Annotated in this window: 12 protein-coding genes; 5 read left to right on the plus strand and 7 right to left on the minus strand. The window is 72.4% G+C overall.

Going from position 1 to position 14,824, the window contains the following annotated elements; all coding sequences use genetic code 11:
* Window positions 1-180 precede the first annotated feature (180 nt).
* Window positions 181-1,452: a phosphatase PAP2 family protein gene (locus tag ACFV6E_RS24775; protein WP_385167684.1), complete on the plus strand. Its 1,272-nt coding sequence runs from the start codon at window positions 181-183 to the stop codon at window positions 1,450-1,452.
* Between the two features lie 179 nt (window positions 1,453-1,631).
* Window positions 1,632-2,861 carry a cytochrome P450 gene (locus ACFV6E_RS24780; protein ID WP_385464653.1) on the plus strand — a complete coding sequence of 410 codons (1,230 nt, stop codon included), beginning with the start codon at window positions 1,632-1,634 and terminating at the stop codon, window positions 2,859-2,861.
* Between the two features lie 94 nt (window positions 2,862-2,955).
* Here the strand turns inward: ACFV6E_RS24780 and ACFV6E_RS24785 are convergent, their stop codons facing one another.
* From ACFV6E_RS24785 to ACFV6E_RS24800, 4 genes are all read right to left on the minus strand, one after another.
* A complete protein-coding gene (locus tag ACFV6E_RS24785; protein WP_385167682.1) occupies window positions 2,956-4,188 on the minus strand; it encodes a PLP-dependent aminotransferase family protein in 1,233 nt (410 codons plus the stop codon).
* Window positions 4,189-4,397: 209 nt separating this feature from the next.
* Window positions 4,398-5,579, minus strand: coding sequence for an alpha-hydroxy acid oxidase (locus tag ACFV6E_RS24790; protein WP_385167654.1), 1,182 nt, complete (start codon window positions 5,577-5,579; stop codon window positions 4,398-4,400).
* Window positions 5,576-6,688, minus strand: a complete 1,113-nt coding sequence (gene hppD / locus ACFV6E_RS24795) for a 4-hydroxyphenylpyruvate dioxygenase (RefSeq protein WP_385167652.1) — start codon at window positions 6,686-6,688, stop codon at window positions 5,576-5,578. Before hppD ends, ACFV6E_RS24790 begins: the two co-directional genes overlap by 4 nt.
* Window positions 6,689-6,896: 208 nt before the next feature.
* A complete protein-coding gene (locus ACFV6E_RS24800) occupies window positions 6,897-7,394 on the minus strand; it encodes a DUF3592 domain-containing protein (RefSeq protein ID WP_385464656.1) in 498 nt (165 codons plus the stop codon).
* A gap of 190 nt (window positions 7,395-7,584) precedes the next feature.
* Between ACFV6E_RS24800 and ACFV6E_RS24805 the strand changes: the two genes are divergently transcribed.
* Together ACFV6E_RS24805 and ACFV6E_RS24810 are read left to right on the plus strand one after the other, a co-directional pair.
* Window positions 7,585-8,907 (plus strand): alcohol dehydrogenase catalytic domain-containing protein, encoded by a 1,323-nt coding sequence (locus ACFV6E_RS24805; protein WP_385167648.1) that lies wholly within the window; start codon window positions 7,585-7,587, stop codon window positions 8,905-8,907.
* A gap of 160 nt (window positions 8,908-9,067) precedes the next feature.
* Entirely contained in the window at window positions 9,068-9,730 is a 663-nt protein-coding gene (locus tag ACFV6E_RS24810) for a phosphoribosyltransferase (protein WP_385167646.1), read from the plus strand.
* Window positions 9,731-9,865: 135 nt separating this feature from the next.
* Here the strand turns inward: ACFV6E_RS24810 and ACFV6E_RS24815 are convergent, their stop codons facing one another.
* The 3 genes from ACFV6E_RS24815 to ACFV6E_RS24825 form a co-directional block, all read right to left on the minus strand.
* Window positions 9,866-10,261, minus strand: coding sequence for a hypothetical protein (locus ACFV6E_RS24815; RefSeq protein ID WP_385167645.1), 396 nt, complete (start codon window positions 10,259-10,261; stop codon window positions 9,866-9,868).
* Between the two features lie 133 nt (window positions 10,262-10,394).
* Window positions 10,395-11,771 carry a jacalin-like lectin gene (locus tag ACFV6E_RS24820; protein WP_385167643.1) on the minus strand — a complete coding sequence of 459 codons (1,377 nt, stop codon included), beginning with the start codon at window positions 11,769-11,771 and terminating at the stop codon, window positions 10,395-10,397.
* A 340-nt stretch (window positions 11,772-12,111) separates the two neighbouring features.
* Complete coding sequence (locus ACFV6E_RS24825) at window positions 12,112-13,563, minus strand: MFS transporter (RefSeq protein WP_385464659.1); 1,452 nt, start codon at window positions 13,561-13,563, stop codon at window positions 12,112-12,114.
* A gap of 145 nt (window positions 13,564-13,708) precedes the next feature.
* On the opposite strand from ACFV6E_RS24825, the gene ACFV6E_RS24830 reads away from it, so the two are divergent.
* Window positions 13,709-14,644 carry a LysR family transcriptional regulator gene (locus ACFV6E_RS24830; protein ID WP_385464662.1) on the plus strand — a complete coding sequence of 312 codons (936 nt, stop codon included), beginning with the start codon at window positions 13,709-13,711 and terminating at the stop codon, window positions 14,642-14,644.
* The last annotated feature ends 180 nt before the right edge of the window (window positions 14,645-14,824 follow it).

Consider the following 14,824-nt stretch of genomic DNA (forward strand, 5'->3'; position numbering starts at 1 on the left):
CTCACAGTGATCGCACAGGTCGTCAAGCCTTCACCAGAAAGTCATGCCACCTAGCGCGAAGGGTGAGGTTCTTCACCACAACCTAACAAATCGGTCAAATAGTTGATATCTCGAAACTCGCAAGTGATCTCACGAATAGGCAGCGGACTCACGTCCGCGGTACGGGGCCGGCCCCAGGTGCTGCTGTGGGCCGCGGCCGGTGTGGCGACCCTCGGTTTCCTCATCGCGCTGGAAGTCGCCGCGCGCAGCTACGGCGTACCGGGACCGATCAGCAACCTGGGGCGCGAGCTGGTGTTCGCCCCGCACTCCGGGCCGCTGCTGTACGCCGGTCTGGCGCTGATGATGGTGGTGCTCACCTGGCGGCAGCGGGCGGTGGCGGCCGCCGTCGCGGTCGGCATCGACCTCGTCTTCCTGCTGGTGCGGTGGGCGGCCGACGCCCGGATGAACTTCGGGAACGGCGCGCTGTGGGTGATTCTGGGCTGCGCGGTCATCGCCGTCACACGCCGCACCGGCCAGGAACGGGCCCTGCTGCTCAAGGGCGCCGGACTGGGACTGCTGCTCGTGGCCGGTCACAAGACGGGTGACACCTGGCTGCTGATCACCTCGAAGACCCGCCCCACGGTGCTCGACCCGTACGTGGCGACCGCCGATCATGCGCTCGGCGACCCCTCGTGGCTGGTGGGCCAAGTCGTCGCGGCCACCGATCCCGTCGGCCCCCACCTCCTGCACGCCGTCTACGGCCAGCTCCCGCTGGCCGCCGCCCTCTTCGGGCTGTACCAGCTCCGCAACGTCGCGGTCGAGCGCCGCTTCCCCGGCCACCACCTGGTGCGCACCTTCCTGGTCATCGGCCTGCTCGGACCGGCCGTCTACATGCTCTTCCCGGTGGTCGGACCGGTCTTCGCCTACGGCGCCGACGGCGGGCAGTGGGCGGCGGCGCACCTGTGGCCGAACACCCCGCCGCCGATCCGTCCCCCGCACCCGGTGCCGTTCGACGAGATCACCCCGCGCAACTGCATGCCCAGCCTGCACACGGCCTGGGCCACCACGCTGTTCATCCACTCCCGCAAGGCGTCGCGGTGGCTGCGCTTCGCGGGCGCGTTCTGGCTGACCGGCACGCTCATTGCGACGCTGGGCTTCGGCTACCACTACGGCGCTGACCTGATCGCGGGTGTGGTGTTCGCGCTCACCATCGAGGCGGCGATGCGCTCGTTCGACCGCGGCTGGGACTGGGCGGGCGCCCGGCTCGTCGCCTACGGCGCGGTCCTCTTCGCCGCGCTCCTGGTCGCGTACCGCTGGCTGCCGCTGGAGATGGCCCGGCTCCCGTTCGTTTTCGGACCGCTCCTCGTGCTGGCGCTCGCCTCGATGATCTACGGATACGTACGGACCACCAAGGCGTGGGACCCGCTGGCCGCGCCCGCACAGCAGCCGGGGCCGCAGCTCATGCCTGCGTGAGCGGGGACGCATGGCCGCGGGGGCTGAGTGAACCGGATGCGGGACGGCGGGGTGCTTCACGGTGAAGCACCCCGCCGTCCCGTATTCAGCGCTCCGTCGGCTCCGTGAGCCCTCGCGGCTCGGCGTGACCGTTCACCCCTGCCGACGGCTCCCCGGCGCGGGCCACTAGGTTGGAGCTCATGCCCAACGTGCCCCCTGCGCCCGCCCCGTCCCCCTCAACCGCCGCTCGACACAGCCTCGTTGACCCGGAGGAGCTGAAGGCCGATCCGTACGGCGTGTACGCGCGGTTGCGGGAGGCCGGGCCGGTCCACCGCATCAAGGGGACGGACGGGCTCCCGGCCTGGCTGGTCACCCGTTACGAGGACGTGCGCGCGGCGTTCGCCGACCCCCGGCTCTCGCTCGACAAACGCCACGCGGCACCCGGCGGCTACCAGGGACTGGCGCTGCCGCCCGCACTCGACGCCAACCTGCTCAACATGGATCCGCCCGACCACACCCGCATCCGGCGCATGGTCGCCCGGGCCTTCACCCCGCGCCGCGTCGCGGGGCTGCGCGAACCCGTCCGCAGGACGGCCGACGCCCTGCTCGACGCCGTCGAACCGCACGGACACGCCGACCTCATCGCCGCGTACGCCGGACCGCTGCCGATCACCGTCATCTGCGACCTGCTGGGCGTGCCCCCGCAGGACCGGCGCGACTTCCGTTCCTGGACCGATGCCCTGATCGCACCGGACCCGACGCAGCCGGGCAAGGCGAAGGAAGCCGTCCGGACCATGCTCGGCTTCTTCACCGGGCTCATCGCGGACAAGCGGGCCGCTCCCGCCGACGACCTGCTCTCGGCCCTGATCGCCGTACGCGACGACGAGGACCGGCTGAGCGAGGACGAGCTCATGTCCCTGGCCTTCCTCATCCTCATCGCCGGATACGAGAACACCGTCCATCTCATCGGCAACGCCACCCTGTCCCTGCTGAGCCATCCCGAACAGCTCGCCGCGCTGCGCGCCGAACCGGCCCTGCTGGGCGGGGCGGTGGAGGAACTGGCGCGCTACGACGGCCCCGCGCCGCTGGCCATCCGCCGTTTCCCCACGGAGGACGTCGTCATCGGCGGCGTCACCGTCCCGGCCGGGGAGACCGTGCTGCTGTCGCTGGCCGGCGCGCACCGGGATCCGGCCCGTTTCCCCGAGCCCGACCGCCTCGACATCACCCGTGACGCGACCGGCCATCTGGCGCTCGGCCACGGCATCCACTACTGCCTCGGCGCACCGCTGGCGCGTATGGAGACCGAGATCGCCCTGGCCGCGCTGCTCGACCGCTTCCCCCGGCTCGCCCTCGACGTCGCGCCGGAGGAACTGAGCTGGCGGCCTTCGATGCGGTCGCGCGGGCTGCGCGGCCTGCCGGTGCGTTTCTGATACGGCCCCGGGACCGGCCCTGGTCCCGGCCCGGCCCTGGTCCCGGCCCGGCCCTGGTCCCGGCCCCGGTCCCGGCCCGGCCCGGCCCCGAGGATCAGCGGTGCGTGCGTTCCGCGATCAGGGCGGCGAGCCGGTCGAGCCCCTCCTCGATCTGAGTTTCCGTCACCAGGCTGATGGACAGCCGTAGTTGTCGGTCGCCGCCCGAGCCGCCGTAGAAGTGGCTCATGGGCGTCCACAGGACGTGGTGCCGGCGGGCGGAGTGCTCCAGCAGGTCGTCGTCCACGGTGAACGGCACGGTCAGGACGACGAAGAAGCCGCCGGCGGGATGGTTCCACTCGACGCCGGAAGCGGGCGGGAAGCGGCGGGCGAGGCCGTCCAGGACCTGTCGCAGGTTGCGGTCGTACCGCTGACGTGCGGCGGTGCCGGCCTCCGCCAGGGAGAAGTCGTGCTCGATGAGCTTGCCGCCGACGACCGCCTGGGCGATCGGCGAGGTGTTGACCGTCAGCATGCTCTTGATCTTCGACAGTTGCGCGGCGAACGGCTGGGTCCGGCCGGTGGCCTCGTCGCGGACGGGCTGGTCGGCCACCGCGTAGCCCACGCGTGCGCCCGGGAAGACCGTCTTGGCGAAGGAACCGAGGTAGAGCACGTTCCCGTGCCGGTCCAGTGACTTGAGCGTGGGGAGACGGCGCTGCCGTCCGTGGAAGAGCCCGTAGGGGTTGTCCTCGAGGAGCAGGAGGCCGTGTTCCCCGGCGAGGTCGAGGAGGCGGCGTCGGTCGTCGAGGGTGACGGTGGCGCCGGAGGGGTTGGCGAAGTCGGGCACCAAATAACAGGCCCTGGGGCGCAAGCCGTCCGCCTCGGCCGCACGGAGCTGGACCAGCAGGTCCGCACGGTCGATCCCGGCACTGCCGCTCGCGACCGGCCGCACGGGCATGTCGACCAGCCGGGCGGCGCCGGTGAGTCCCACGTACGCGGGCTCGACCGCGAGCAGCACGTCACGTGCGTCGGCGCGCAGGGCCCGCAGTACGAGGAAGATCGCCTCCTGGAAGCCGACGGTCACCACGATGGCTGCCGGGTCCACGGCCATGTCCTCGTCCACGGCGAGGTTGCGGGCGATCAGCTCCTGGACGACCCCGTTGGTCGGACCGTACTGGCACAGGACGCGGTCGGTCCCGGTCCGGGTCAGTCCCTTCTCCTCGGTGAGGTAACGGCAGAAGGTGCGCAGATGGCGGTGGATGTCCTCGCTGCTGAAGAACTCCTCGCAGGGCCGCCCCGGGGCGAAGGAGATGGCGTCCGGGAAGCGGTTGGCCACCTCGTTGAGCAGGTTCATCGACGTGAGCGCGGTGTCGCTGAGGGAGGGGTGCAGGGTGTCGGTGGACAGCGTGAAGGGGGCGTGGGTCGTGCGTGTGGCGGAGGGCGTGCGTGTGGCGGAAGGCGTGCGTGCGGTGGGGTGCGTGCGCGCGATGGCGGCCGGGTCCGCCGGTGTGCTGCGCGGATCTTTCGCGTCGTAGTCGTAGTCGTTCATCGCAGGATGCTCGCTCATCGTGGTGTGCTCGCTTGGGTGCCGGTGCGCAGTCGCCGGGCCGCCGGTACGTCGGCGCAGCCCGCCAGGGTCAGTGCCTCGCCGATCTCGCGGCGCAGCAGGTCCAGGACGAGGCGGGCGCCCGCCTCGCCGTCGGCGGCGAGTCCCCACAGCAGCGGGCGGCCCACCAGGACGCCCGACGCACCCAGGGCGAGGGCCCGCAGTACGTCGGTGCCGGAGCGGATGCCGCTGTCCAGCCATACTTCGCAGCCGCCGGCTTCGTCGGCGACGGCTGCGGCGACCGCGGGCAGCGCGTCGATCGAGGCGGGGGCGCCGTCGAGTTGTCGGCCGCCGTGGTTGGACACGACGACCGCATCCGCGCCGACCGCCACGGCCCGCCGGGCGTCGTCCGGATCGAGAATCCCCTTGAGCACCATGGGCAGTTCCGTGCGGTCCCGCAGCCAGGCGATGTCCCGCCAGGTGATGGTCCCGTCGAAGAAGGTGCGGGTGTGGGCGGCCAACGGCGATTCGTGGGCGCGCGGTTGCGCCTGCCGCGAGGGCGTGCGGGTGCCGGCATGGACTCCGGCGTCCGGGGCGGGCGGCGCGAAACCGTGCCGGAGGTCGCGCGGACGCCGGGCCATGACAGGGAGGTCGACCGTGACCACGAGCGCCCGGCAGCCCGCCCGCTCCGCCCGGCGCACCAGGTCGAGTACGGCGTCGCGGTCCCGCAGCCAGTAGAGCTGGAACCAGGTGTCCGCGCCTGCGTCGGCGATCTCCTCCACCGTGTGGCTGCTCAGGGTGGAGACGATGTAGGGGACACCCGCCGAGCGTGCCGCCGCCGCGAGCGCCGGCTCTCCGCCCGGGTGGACGAGCCCCTGGTACGCCATCGGCGCGACCGCCACCGGCATCGTGGCCGCCCTGCCCAGGAACGTCCCGCTCGGGTCCGCCGCGTCCGTACCGCTCAGCACCCTCGGGTAGACGGCGATGCGGTCGAGGGCGGCCCGGTTGGCGGTCAGGGTGAGTTCGTCGCCGCTGCCGCCCGCGACGTAGTCACGGACGTCGGCGGGCAGCCGGGCCTCGGCCTGGGCCTGGATGTCCGACAGGGACGGTGGATGCGGCCTCGACGTGGGCTGGGACCGGAACCGGAAGTGCGGCTGTGGGCGGGCCGGGCCGGGGGCGGCCGGGCCTTCGGTCCTCACTCGGGCGCGCCGGATGCCGTCCGCCGTGCCCGCGCGCGTTCCTCTTCCACGGCCTGGTACAGCGCCTTGATGTTGCCGCTGCCGAACGTCTTGGCGCCCTGCCGCTCGATGATCTCGAGGAAGAAGGTGCCGCGCGGATGGCGGGACCGGGTGAAGATCTGGAACAGCTGGCCGTCGCTGTCCTCGTCGGCGAGGACGTCCAGTTCCTCCAGTTCGCCCACGGCGTGGTGCCAGGGACCGAGGTGCCGCGCCAGGTCGTCGTAGTAGGTGCTCGGCGTGGAGAGGAACGCGACCCCGTTCGCGCGCAGGTCGCGCACGGTGCCGACGATGTCGGCCGTGGTGAGGGCGAGGTGCTGGACGCCGGGGCCGCGGTTGTCCGCCAGGAAGGCGTCGATCTGGCCGGGCTGCCGTGCGGTGTCGGGCTCGATGAGGGTGAAGGTGACGCCGCCGCAGGCGCTGCGCACCACCTGCGAGTTCATGGCCTGCTCGGCGACCACGATGCGCTCGCCGAAGACGAGCTGGAAGTCGAGCACCTTCTGGTAGAAGTCGACGACGGGGGAGAGCCCACCGGGACCCAGGCACACCGCGATGTGATCGACCGAGGTGAGCGGGGGCGAGGGAGCGGTGTGCGGCTCCTTCGCGAGCCTGCCGTCGTCCGCGGCGTGCGCCACGCCCGCGGGGCGCTCGACGAAGGTGTGCACGACATCGCCGAACGCCTCGATCGACGCCCTCGTGACACCGCCCGTGGTGTCCGGCTCGGCCACCGGCCGGGCGCCCCGTCCGACCGCCGCCGCGAAGGCCCCGGCCGCGTCGCGGACACCGAAGGCGACGGACCGTACGCCGTCACCGTGCCGGCCGGTGAAGTGTGCCGCGGGGTGCCGCTCCGCCGTCGCCTGCGTGAGTACGACCCTGATGCCGCCGCGTCGGCCGACCGTGTCGAGGTCCGGGCCGCTGCACAGCCCGAGCCGCCGGGCGTCCGCGTCGTCGCCGGACTCCTCGTCCCACGGCCGGAACCCGTACCCCGTCTCCAGCCACTCCCGTGCGGCGGCCAGATCGGTGGTGCACCACTCCACGTGGTCCACGACCACGTGATCGAAAACAGACTCCATGGCACCCGTCCTACGGCAGCGGGTGACCGGGCGCGACCGCACACGACCGGTTGGCCGCACCGGTGAACAGGGTGGGCCGGAGCCGGAGCCGGAGCCGGAGCCGGAGCCGGAGCCGGAGCCCGAGCCGGAGCCCGAGCCGGAGCCCGAGCCGGAGCCCGAGCCGGGGATGGGGGCCGGACTCGTACGCCCGCGGTCGGCCGCGGACCGTCTACGAGCGCCGCCTGCGGGTCACCAGTGCGACGGTGGTCCCGATGCCCGCGACCAGCAGTCCGATCCCGCCGAAGATGATCGGCGCCAGCCACAGTGAGGCGAAGCCGTTGATCTTGGCGTCCTCGGGGGAGTCCGCGCGGTACAGCACCTCGACCTGCTCGCCCACCTCGTAGGACGGGGGATTGCTGCCGGTGGAGTCCCGGAACTGGAGCGACGTGCCGCCGGCCGGGGTGAACTCGACCACCGGGTACGCCGCGGGCTCGTCGTGAGCCCGCGTCCGGCGGGACGAGGAGCTGTGGTCGGTGCGCCAGTCCAGGGCCACCACCGTGCCGTCGGCGCGCTTCGCGTCCGTCAGGTACGAGACCGAGACCCCCGCGAGGATCAGTCCGATCACCATGAACAGTGATCCGAACGTGATGACCGCGAAGATGACCCACCGGCGGGCACTCCGCCCACGCACCTGAAACCGCACGACAACGTCCCTCTCCCCAGCCACGAATGAGTTAGGGACGCTATCCCAGAGTCCGCGGCGGCTTTCCTCCAGGGTGGGCCCCGTCCCAGCCGGCACATGCTGTGCCCGTCGAGCCCGTCGAGCCCGTCGAGCCCGCCGTTTCGGCTTCGGCCGGCAGGAAACCCCTCAAGGGCCCGGGGGACCTTTTGGGGGGCCTCATGGAGGGAGCATCCGCATGAAGGCCGTCGTCTGGCGCGGGCTCGGGAACATCGGTCTCGAGGACGTGCCCGAACCAACGATCAAGGATCCGTACGACGCGATCGTACGGATCACCACATCCGCCATCTGCGGCACCGACCTCCACTTCGTCCGCGGCACCATGCCCGGTATGCGGGAGGGCCGTGTCCTCGGTCACGAGGCGGTGGCGGTGGTGGAGGAGGTCGGGCCCGCAGTACGCAACCTCCGCGCCGGTGACCGCGTGGTCGTCCCCTCCACCGTCGCCTGCGGCACGTGCAGCTACTGCCGGGCGGGCTACTACGCGCAGTGCGACAACGCCAATCCCGGAGGTCCGTCGGCGGGCACCGTGTTCTTCGGCGGGCCGCAGGCCGCGGGCGGTCTGGACGGGCTCCAGGCCGAATACGCGCGCGTGCCGTTCGCCCACGTCGGGCTCGTGCCCGTGCCGGACACCGTGGACGACACCCAGGCGATCCTGCTGTCGGACATCTATCCCACCGCATGGTTCGGGGCGAAGCTCGCGGGCATCGGGGACGGCGACACCGTGGCGGTCGTGGGCGCGGGGGCCGTCGGACAGGCCGCCGTCGCCTGCGCACGCTTGCAGGGAGCGGGCCGGATCATCGTCGTCGACGGCGTCGGCGACCGGCTGGACGTGGCCCGCAGCCAGCACGCGGAGACCGTCGACTTCAACGCCGAGGACCCGGTCGAGGCGGTCCGCGAGCTGACCGGCGGCATCGGAGTGGACCGGGTGATCGACGCGGTGGGCGTGGACGCCCGGCAGCCGTCGAGCGGTCCGGCCGCCGAAGCCCTGGGCGAGCAGGCCGACGAGTTCCGTCACGAGGTTTCCGAGGCGGCACCCGAACAGAACCCGGACGGCGAGACGTGGGTGCCCGGCGACGCGCCCTCGCTGGCGGCGCGCTGGGCGGTGCGGATGGTGGCGAAGGCCGGCACGGTCGGAACGGTGGGCGTGTATCCGCCGCAGGTGCAGCACTATCCGTTCGGTGAGGCGTTCATGAAGAACCTGACCCTGCGGACGGGCAACTGCAACCACCGCCGCTACGTGCCCCACCTGGTCTCACTGGTCGCCTCGGGAACTCTGGACCCCACCCCGCTGGTCACCCGCTGGGGCAGCGCGGAGAACGCCGTCGAGGCGTACCGCCGCTTCGACCGGCGCGAGGCGGGCTGGGCCAAGGTGGTTCTCGGTTTCTCGGACGAGGGGTCGGTCGCGCCCGGACTCGGCGAGGCGGCGGGCACCGGCACGGCGACCACGGCCGGATCACCAGGCCCTACGGCGGCAGAGGCCACGCAGCGGGCGGGGCGGTGACGGGGCCGGGTACAGGGCTGCCATCGCCCTCGCTGCCGGCCGACCTCGGCCCGCGCCACGCAAGAGAGGCAGGCACCACGCAAGAAAGGCAGGCGTCACGTAAGAGAGGCAGGCACCACGTAAGAGAGGCAGGCATCAGGTCATGGGCAGGCATAAGGTCATGCGCTTCCGTGATCGCCGGGAAGCCGGGCAGGCGCTCGGTCTGCGGCTGATGGAATGGGAGTCCGACGGCGAACTGCCCCATCCGATCGTCCTCGCGCTGCCCCGCGGCGGCGTGCCGGTGGCCGCCGAGGTCGCGGCCGCCCTGGGTGCCCCGCTGGACGTGCTGGTCGTACGGAAGATCGGGCTGCCTGGTCGGCCGGAGACGGGCATCGGCGCGATCGTGGACGACGAGCCGCCGCTGTTCGACCGGCGGGCGCTGGAGACGTTCGGCCTGAGCGAGGACGGTCTCGGAGAGGACGTGGCCCGTGAGCGCCGGGAACTGAAGCGCCGCGCCCTGCGCTACCGGGGCGAGCAGCCCGTGCCCGACGTGCGGGGCCGTACCGTCGTCCTCGTCGACGACGGTCTGGCCACCGGAGTCACGGCCCGCACCGCCCTCCGCCACCTGCGCCGTCAGGGACCCGCCCGGCTGATCCTCGCCGCCCCCGTCGGCGCTCACGAGACCGCCGCGGCGTTGCGCTCGGAGGCCGACGACGTGGTCTGTCTCCGGCAGCCGCCCGACTTCCGGGCGGTCGGTTACTGGTACGCCGACTTCGACCAGGTGAGCGACGACGAGGTCATGGAGGCCCTGGCGGAACGAGGGACCTCGGCCTCGAACACGTGAGGCACGCCCTGGGGGCCGGGTGGGGCGGCATCAGCGGCCCCCGTGCGCCCGGTCAGTGGGCCCCGTGCGCCCAGCCTAGATCGTAGGCACGTAAATCGTAGGCACGTAAATCGTAGGAATCTAAATCGTAGGAATCTAAATCGTAGGCAGGTGCGACGTGACCCGGCGATCGCTGCCGATCAGGCCCGCGGTCGCCACCGCGGCCCAGCTCAGCGCGGTGACGGCCGACCCGATCCGGCGGACCCGGCCGGGCAGGACGGTGCCGAAGAAGACGGCGTCGCCCACGTCCGAGGCGATACGTACCGCAGTGGCCGTGACCAGCGCGGGGCCCGCCGGAGCGACGAGCATCGCCAGTCCGGAGGCGGCGTCCCGCCAGGCCAGCGGGCGCACCACCATGGCGGTGTGCGGACCGACACCGCCGTGCGGGTCCACCAGGCCCGTGGGCCGGGCCAGCAGGCCGGGCCGGCAGGCGGTGGCGAGCCCGTAGGCGCACGTCGCCGCTCCGACGGCCCTCAGCAGGCTGTTCCGCATCGTCAGCACCTCCAGAGCCGATGACGTCGAGTGCTTTCGCAAGGGTGGGTACCCATGAGAGCACTTCTGCCACATGCCCGGACCCGACCCTGTGAACGCGCCGGGTCGGGGTCGAAGACCGGTGCCGCCTCGTCTAACGCCGGGTGTAGATGAAGCCGAGCTTGTCGATCTCGTCGCCTGCGCGGCCGTGGAAGCCGGTGATCTGCCAGCCGGACGGGGCGGTGCGGGTCACGCAGTCGGAGGTTGTCGTGCCGCCGGCCAGCGTGCGGCCCAGGCTGGTCGTGAACTTGGCGTAGAAGATGCGCGTGTGGCTGTCCTGCTGGCCCTGGCACAGGTACGCCGACGTGACGTACTCGCCGCTGCCCAGCGTCAGCGAGGACGCGGTGCCGCCGGTCCCGCCGTGGGTGAGGCTCGTGCCGTTGGTCAGGGTCGTGCTCAGTTGGTCGACCCGGGAGCCGGCGCGCAGGGCGATGACGGTGGCCCGGGCGTCCGCGGGCACCCTGTCGATGTCGTTGTAGTAGTCGCCGTGCGGGCCGCCGAACTGGTCGCTGAGCTGGTACGACGCGTTGCGCGACCAGCTCAGGCCGACCTTGATCGGGTCGTGGTCGGAGAGCATCAGGGTGTCGTCCGTGAGGAACCCGGCGTGCTCGTTGTTGTACGACGTGGCGTTGAGCGAGACGAGCCTGCTGCCCCGGTAGAGGATCTTGTCGACGACCTCGCAGGTGTTGGGGACGGTGGCCCCCGACTGGTCGCAGACGAGCGCGTCGCTGCCCTTGGCGGGCGCGCTGCCGCCGCGGATCAACTGGACCCAGGCGTCGGTCAGCCCGTTGGCGGCGGCGAACTCGGCGATGGTGTCGCCGGTGCGGGTGTAGCGGGTGTTCGTGTCGCCCATGACCACCACCGCGTTCCCGGCGGAGTGCGTCGCGATGAAGTCGGTGAGCTGGCTCAGGTTGTCGGCGCGGGCGGCGAGGTCGTCGTCGTTGGTACCGGCGTTGGTGTGCACGTTGTAGAAGTCCACGTAGACGCCCTCGGCGAGGCGCTCACGCATGAAGGTGAAGCCCTTGGGCGTCAGGCAGTCGCCCGAGCCGTAGGTGCAGGTGTTCCAGCCCACCCGCTCGAAGTCGTCCTCGTCGTACGGGAGTTTCGACAGCGTGTTGAGCCCGCTGCCGATACCGGCGCCGCCGCTGGTGGGGGTGCGGTACGCGTGTGCGGTGTCCGCGGCGTACAGGTAGGCGTGGTAGTTGAAGTCCTCCTGCACATGGACCACGTCGTACGGCGCTATCCGCCGGCCGATGGTCGTGGTGCTGGGCTGGCGTGGTGTCGGCGCGCTGGAGATGCCGTCGGGCAGGCCGGCGACGTTGTAGCTGAGCACGGTGAACGTACCCGAGTCGGCGGCCGCGGCGGCCTCGGCGGCAGTGGCGGTCTCCGCAGCCTCGGCGGAGGGTGCGGTCAGGGTGAGCCCGCCGACGAAAGCGGCTGTCGCCGCCAGACAGGCCAAGAGTCTGCGCATGCGTGTCTCCCGGGGAAGGAAAGCGGTTGCGATGCGAACAGGGCGGAAGTTACCGCTAGTTACCCGAGGCGTGTCGAGGGTTTCGGCGCCCTCGCGGAGGCGTTGCCGGCTGTACACGAGTGGTTGGGTTGTCGTCCGCCCAGGTGGGGGACGCCGCCGTGAGTGGGGCGGGCGCTCCGGTCGACGGGGCGCTCCGGTCGAGCGGCCGTTCCCGGCCGACGGGCCGCCCTTGGCCGAGCGGTCGGCCCCGGTCGACGGGCCATCCTTTGGTCGAGGGGCCGCCGCCGGCCGACGGACCGCCCCCCGGCCCCTTGATCGGCCCGCCCCGCCGTGACACTCGTCAGGCGCGGCTCGACGCCGACGCCGACGCCGACTCCGCTCCCGCTCCAGGCCCAGGCCCAGGTCCCGACCCCGCCCCCGACTCCGCCTTCAGTCCCGCCCCCGCCTCCGACCCCGGCCCCGGCGGCGAATCAGCGACAGGCGCCGCCGCACGGCGAGGCAGCAGCAGCGGGGTCACCAGCAGCAGTACCCCGGCCAGGCCGATGGCCGTGCGTGGGCCGAGCAGGCCGCCCAGGACACCCCAGACGGCGGTCAGCAGCGCGGTCGTGGCCTTCGTCGTCACCGACCAGGCGGTCAGCGTGCGGGCGACTCGCTCGGTCGGGGTGCGTTCGAGGCGGTAGGTGGTGCAGACGGGGTTGAACACCCCGCAGCAGAAGATCAGCCCGAGCTCGACCCCGATCACCCACAGCAGCCCTCCGGTCCCCGGCCCGATGAAGGCCAGGCTGATGGGCCAGACCGCACGCAGTCCCCCGGTCGCGACCAGGACGCGGTGCTGCCCGTACCGGGTGGCGAGCGGCCGGGCCAGCCGCGAGCCGAGCAGCCCGCCGATCGACGGTGCGGCGAAGGCCAGCCCGTACTGCCACGACGTAAACCCGAGCTGACCGAGCATCAGGACGGCCAGCAGCGGCTGTGCGGCCATCACCAGGCCGTTGAACAGCGCGGTGTTGATGAACAGCGGGCGCAGCGCCGCGTCGGCGAGGACGTACCGCCAGCCGTCGAGCAGGTCCCCGGCCCGTATGCGCGGTACCTTCCGGCGCTCGGGCCGCGGCTCGTGCCCGCCGATCGCGCGGATGCCCAGGGCCGAGAGCAGATAGCTGACCGCGTCGGCCACCACCGTGGCCACCGGTCCGAGGAGCGCGATCGCCGCGCCGCCCAGCGGCGGTCCGACGATCGTGGTCGTCCAGGCCGTGGACTCGAAGCGGGCGTTGGCGACGAGCAGGTCCTCGGCCGGCAGCAGCGTCTTCAGATACGCGCCGGAGGCGGCCCGGAAGCCGATGTCGCAGGCCGAGGCGGCGACCGAGACGAGCAGGAGCTGAAGGAAGGTGAGCACGCCGAGCGCGTACGCGGCCGGGACTGTCAGCAGCGCCGCGCACCGCACCAGGTCCATCGTGATCAGTACGGGCCGTTTGCGGCGGAACTCCGCCCACGGGCCGAGCGGCACCGCCGCGGCCGCGCCCACCGCCGCCCCCGCGGAGGAGAGCGCGGCGACCTCGGCCGGTCCGGCGTGCAGCACCTGGATGGCGATCAGCGGGAACGCGCCGAAGGCGAGCCAGGTACCGAGCGCGCTGGTCGCGTACGCCCCCCAGAGCCACCCGAACCGCCGCCCCAGCCCTGCCTTCCCGGACCGCCGCCCCGGCCCTGCCTTCCCGGACCGCCGCCCCAGCCCCTCCTCCCCGGACCGGCGCCCCCGCAGCCGTCCGAGCAGCCGTCCCCACCCCTGCCCGCTCTCCATAGCCCGATGCCTCCGTCACTCACTCGCTCACTCACCCGCACAACCGATCAGCGATCGGAAGCATCAAAGCGAGCCCGTGACGCAGGCGGCAAACAACCGCGAGGCCGTCATGCACAACCAGTGGTTGTACCCCTAGGGTGCCGGCATGGATCTCGACTCCGTCCGGACCTTCGTCGCCGCCGCCGACGCGGGACAGTTCCAGGAGGCCGCCGCCGAGCTGGCGGTCACCCAGCAGGCCGTCTCCAAGCGCATCGCCGCGCTGGAGCGCGACCTCGGCGTGCGGCTGTTCACCCGCACCCCGCGCGGCGCCGAGCTCACCATCGACGGGCAGGCGTTCCTGCCCCACGCGCGCGAACTGCTGCGGGTGGCCGAGCGCGCCGAAGCCTCCGTACGCACCGGCCGCCGGCCGCTCCGCGTCGACGTGATCGCCTCACGCGGCGCCGCGACGGGCCTGATGCGAGCCTTCCACCGCGCGTACCCCGAGATCGAGCTCGATGTGGTGATGCTGTTCGGCATGGAGACGGCCGTCGCCGCCATCCGCTCCGGCACGATCGACGCGTCCTTCCGCGCCGTCGCCGCGCCCGGCCTGCCCCTGCCCGAGGACTTCGCGTCCGTCCGGGTGCTCGACGAGCCGCTGCAACTGCTCACCGGCCCCGCCCACGCGCTGGCGGAAGCCCGGTCGGTGACCGTCGCCCAGCTCGTGGGGCACCGGATCTGGATGCCGGGCATCGCCCCGGGGACCGAGTGGGCCGCCTACTACGACGACCTCGTGGCAGAGTTCGGCCTCACCATCGAGGCGACCGGACCCAACTTCGGCTCCGACGTCCTCATCGACACCGTCGCCGACACCCCGGCCCTGGCCACCTTCATGAGCGAGCAGACCCGCCTCGTCTGGCCCGCGGGACACGGCCTGCGCCGCATCCCGGTGACCGGTCCGACGCCCGTCTACCCGCACTCGCTCATCTGGCACCGCGACAACCCCCACCCGGCGCTGGCCACCCTCCGCGCCCACCTCGCCGCCACGACGGCCGGCCACGACGCCGCCGGCACCTGGACACCGGACTGGGTGCTCCCGCACTGAGAGCCTGTGTCATATCCCCGGCCGGGCGCGCGACGCCTGGCACGCACTCCCCCTAGCTCTGCGAGCAGGGGGACCCCCAGCCGCGTTGCCGAAACGCCCTAGTAGCTCCTCCCCCAAGGTCTTAAGGACCAGGGGGGACCCCCACCGAGAACGCTCCGGCGCCTTGCGATCGCACGCACC

It is taken from the genome of Streptomyces sp. NPDC059785 (genome assembly GCF_042732375.1).
GTDB lineage: Bacteria > Actinomycetota > Actinomycetes > Streptomycetales > Streptomycetaceae > Streptomyces.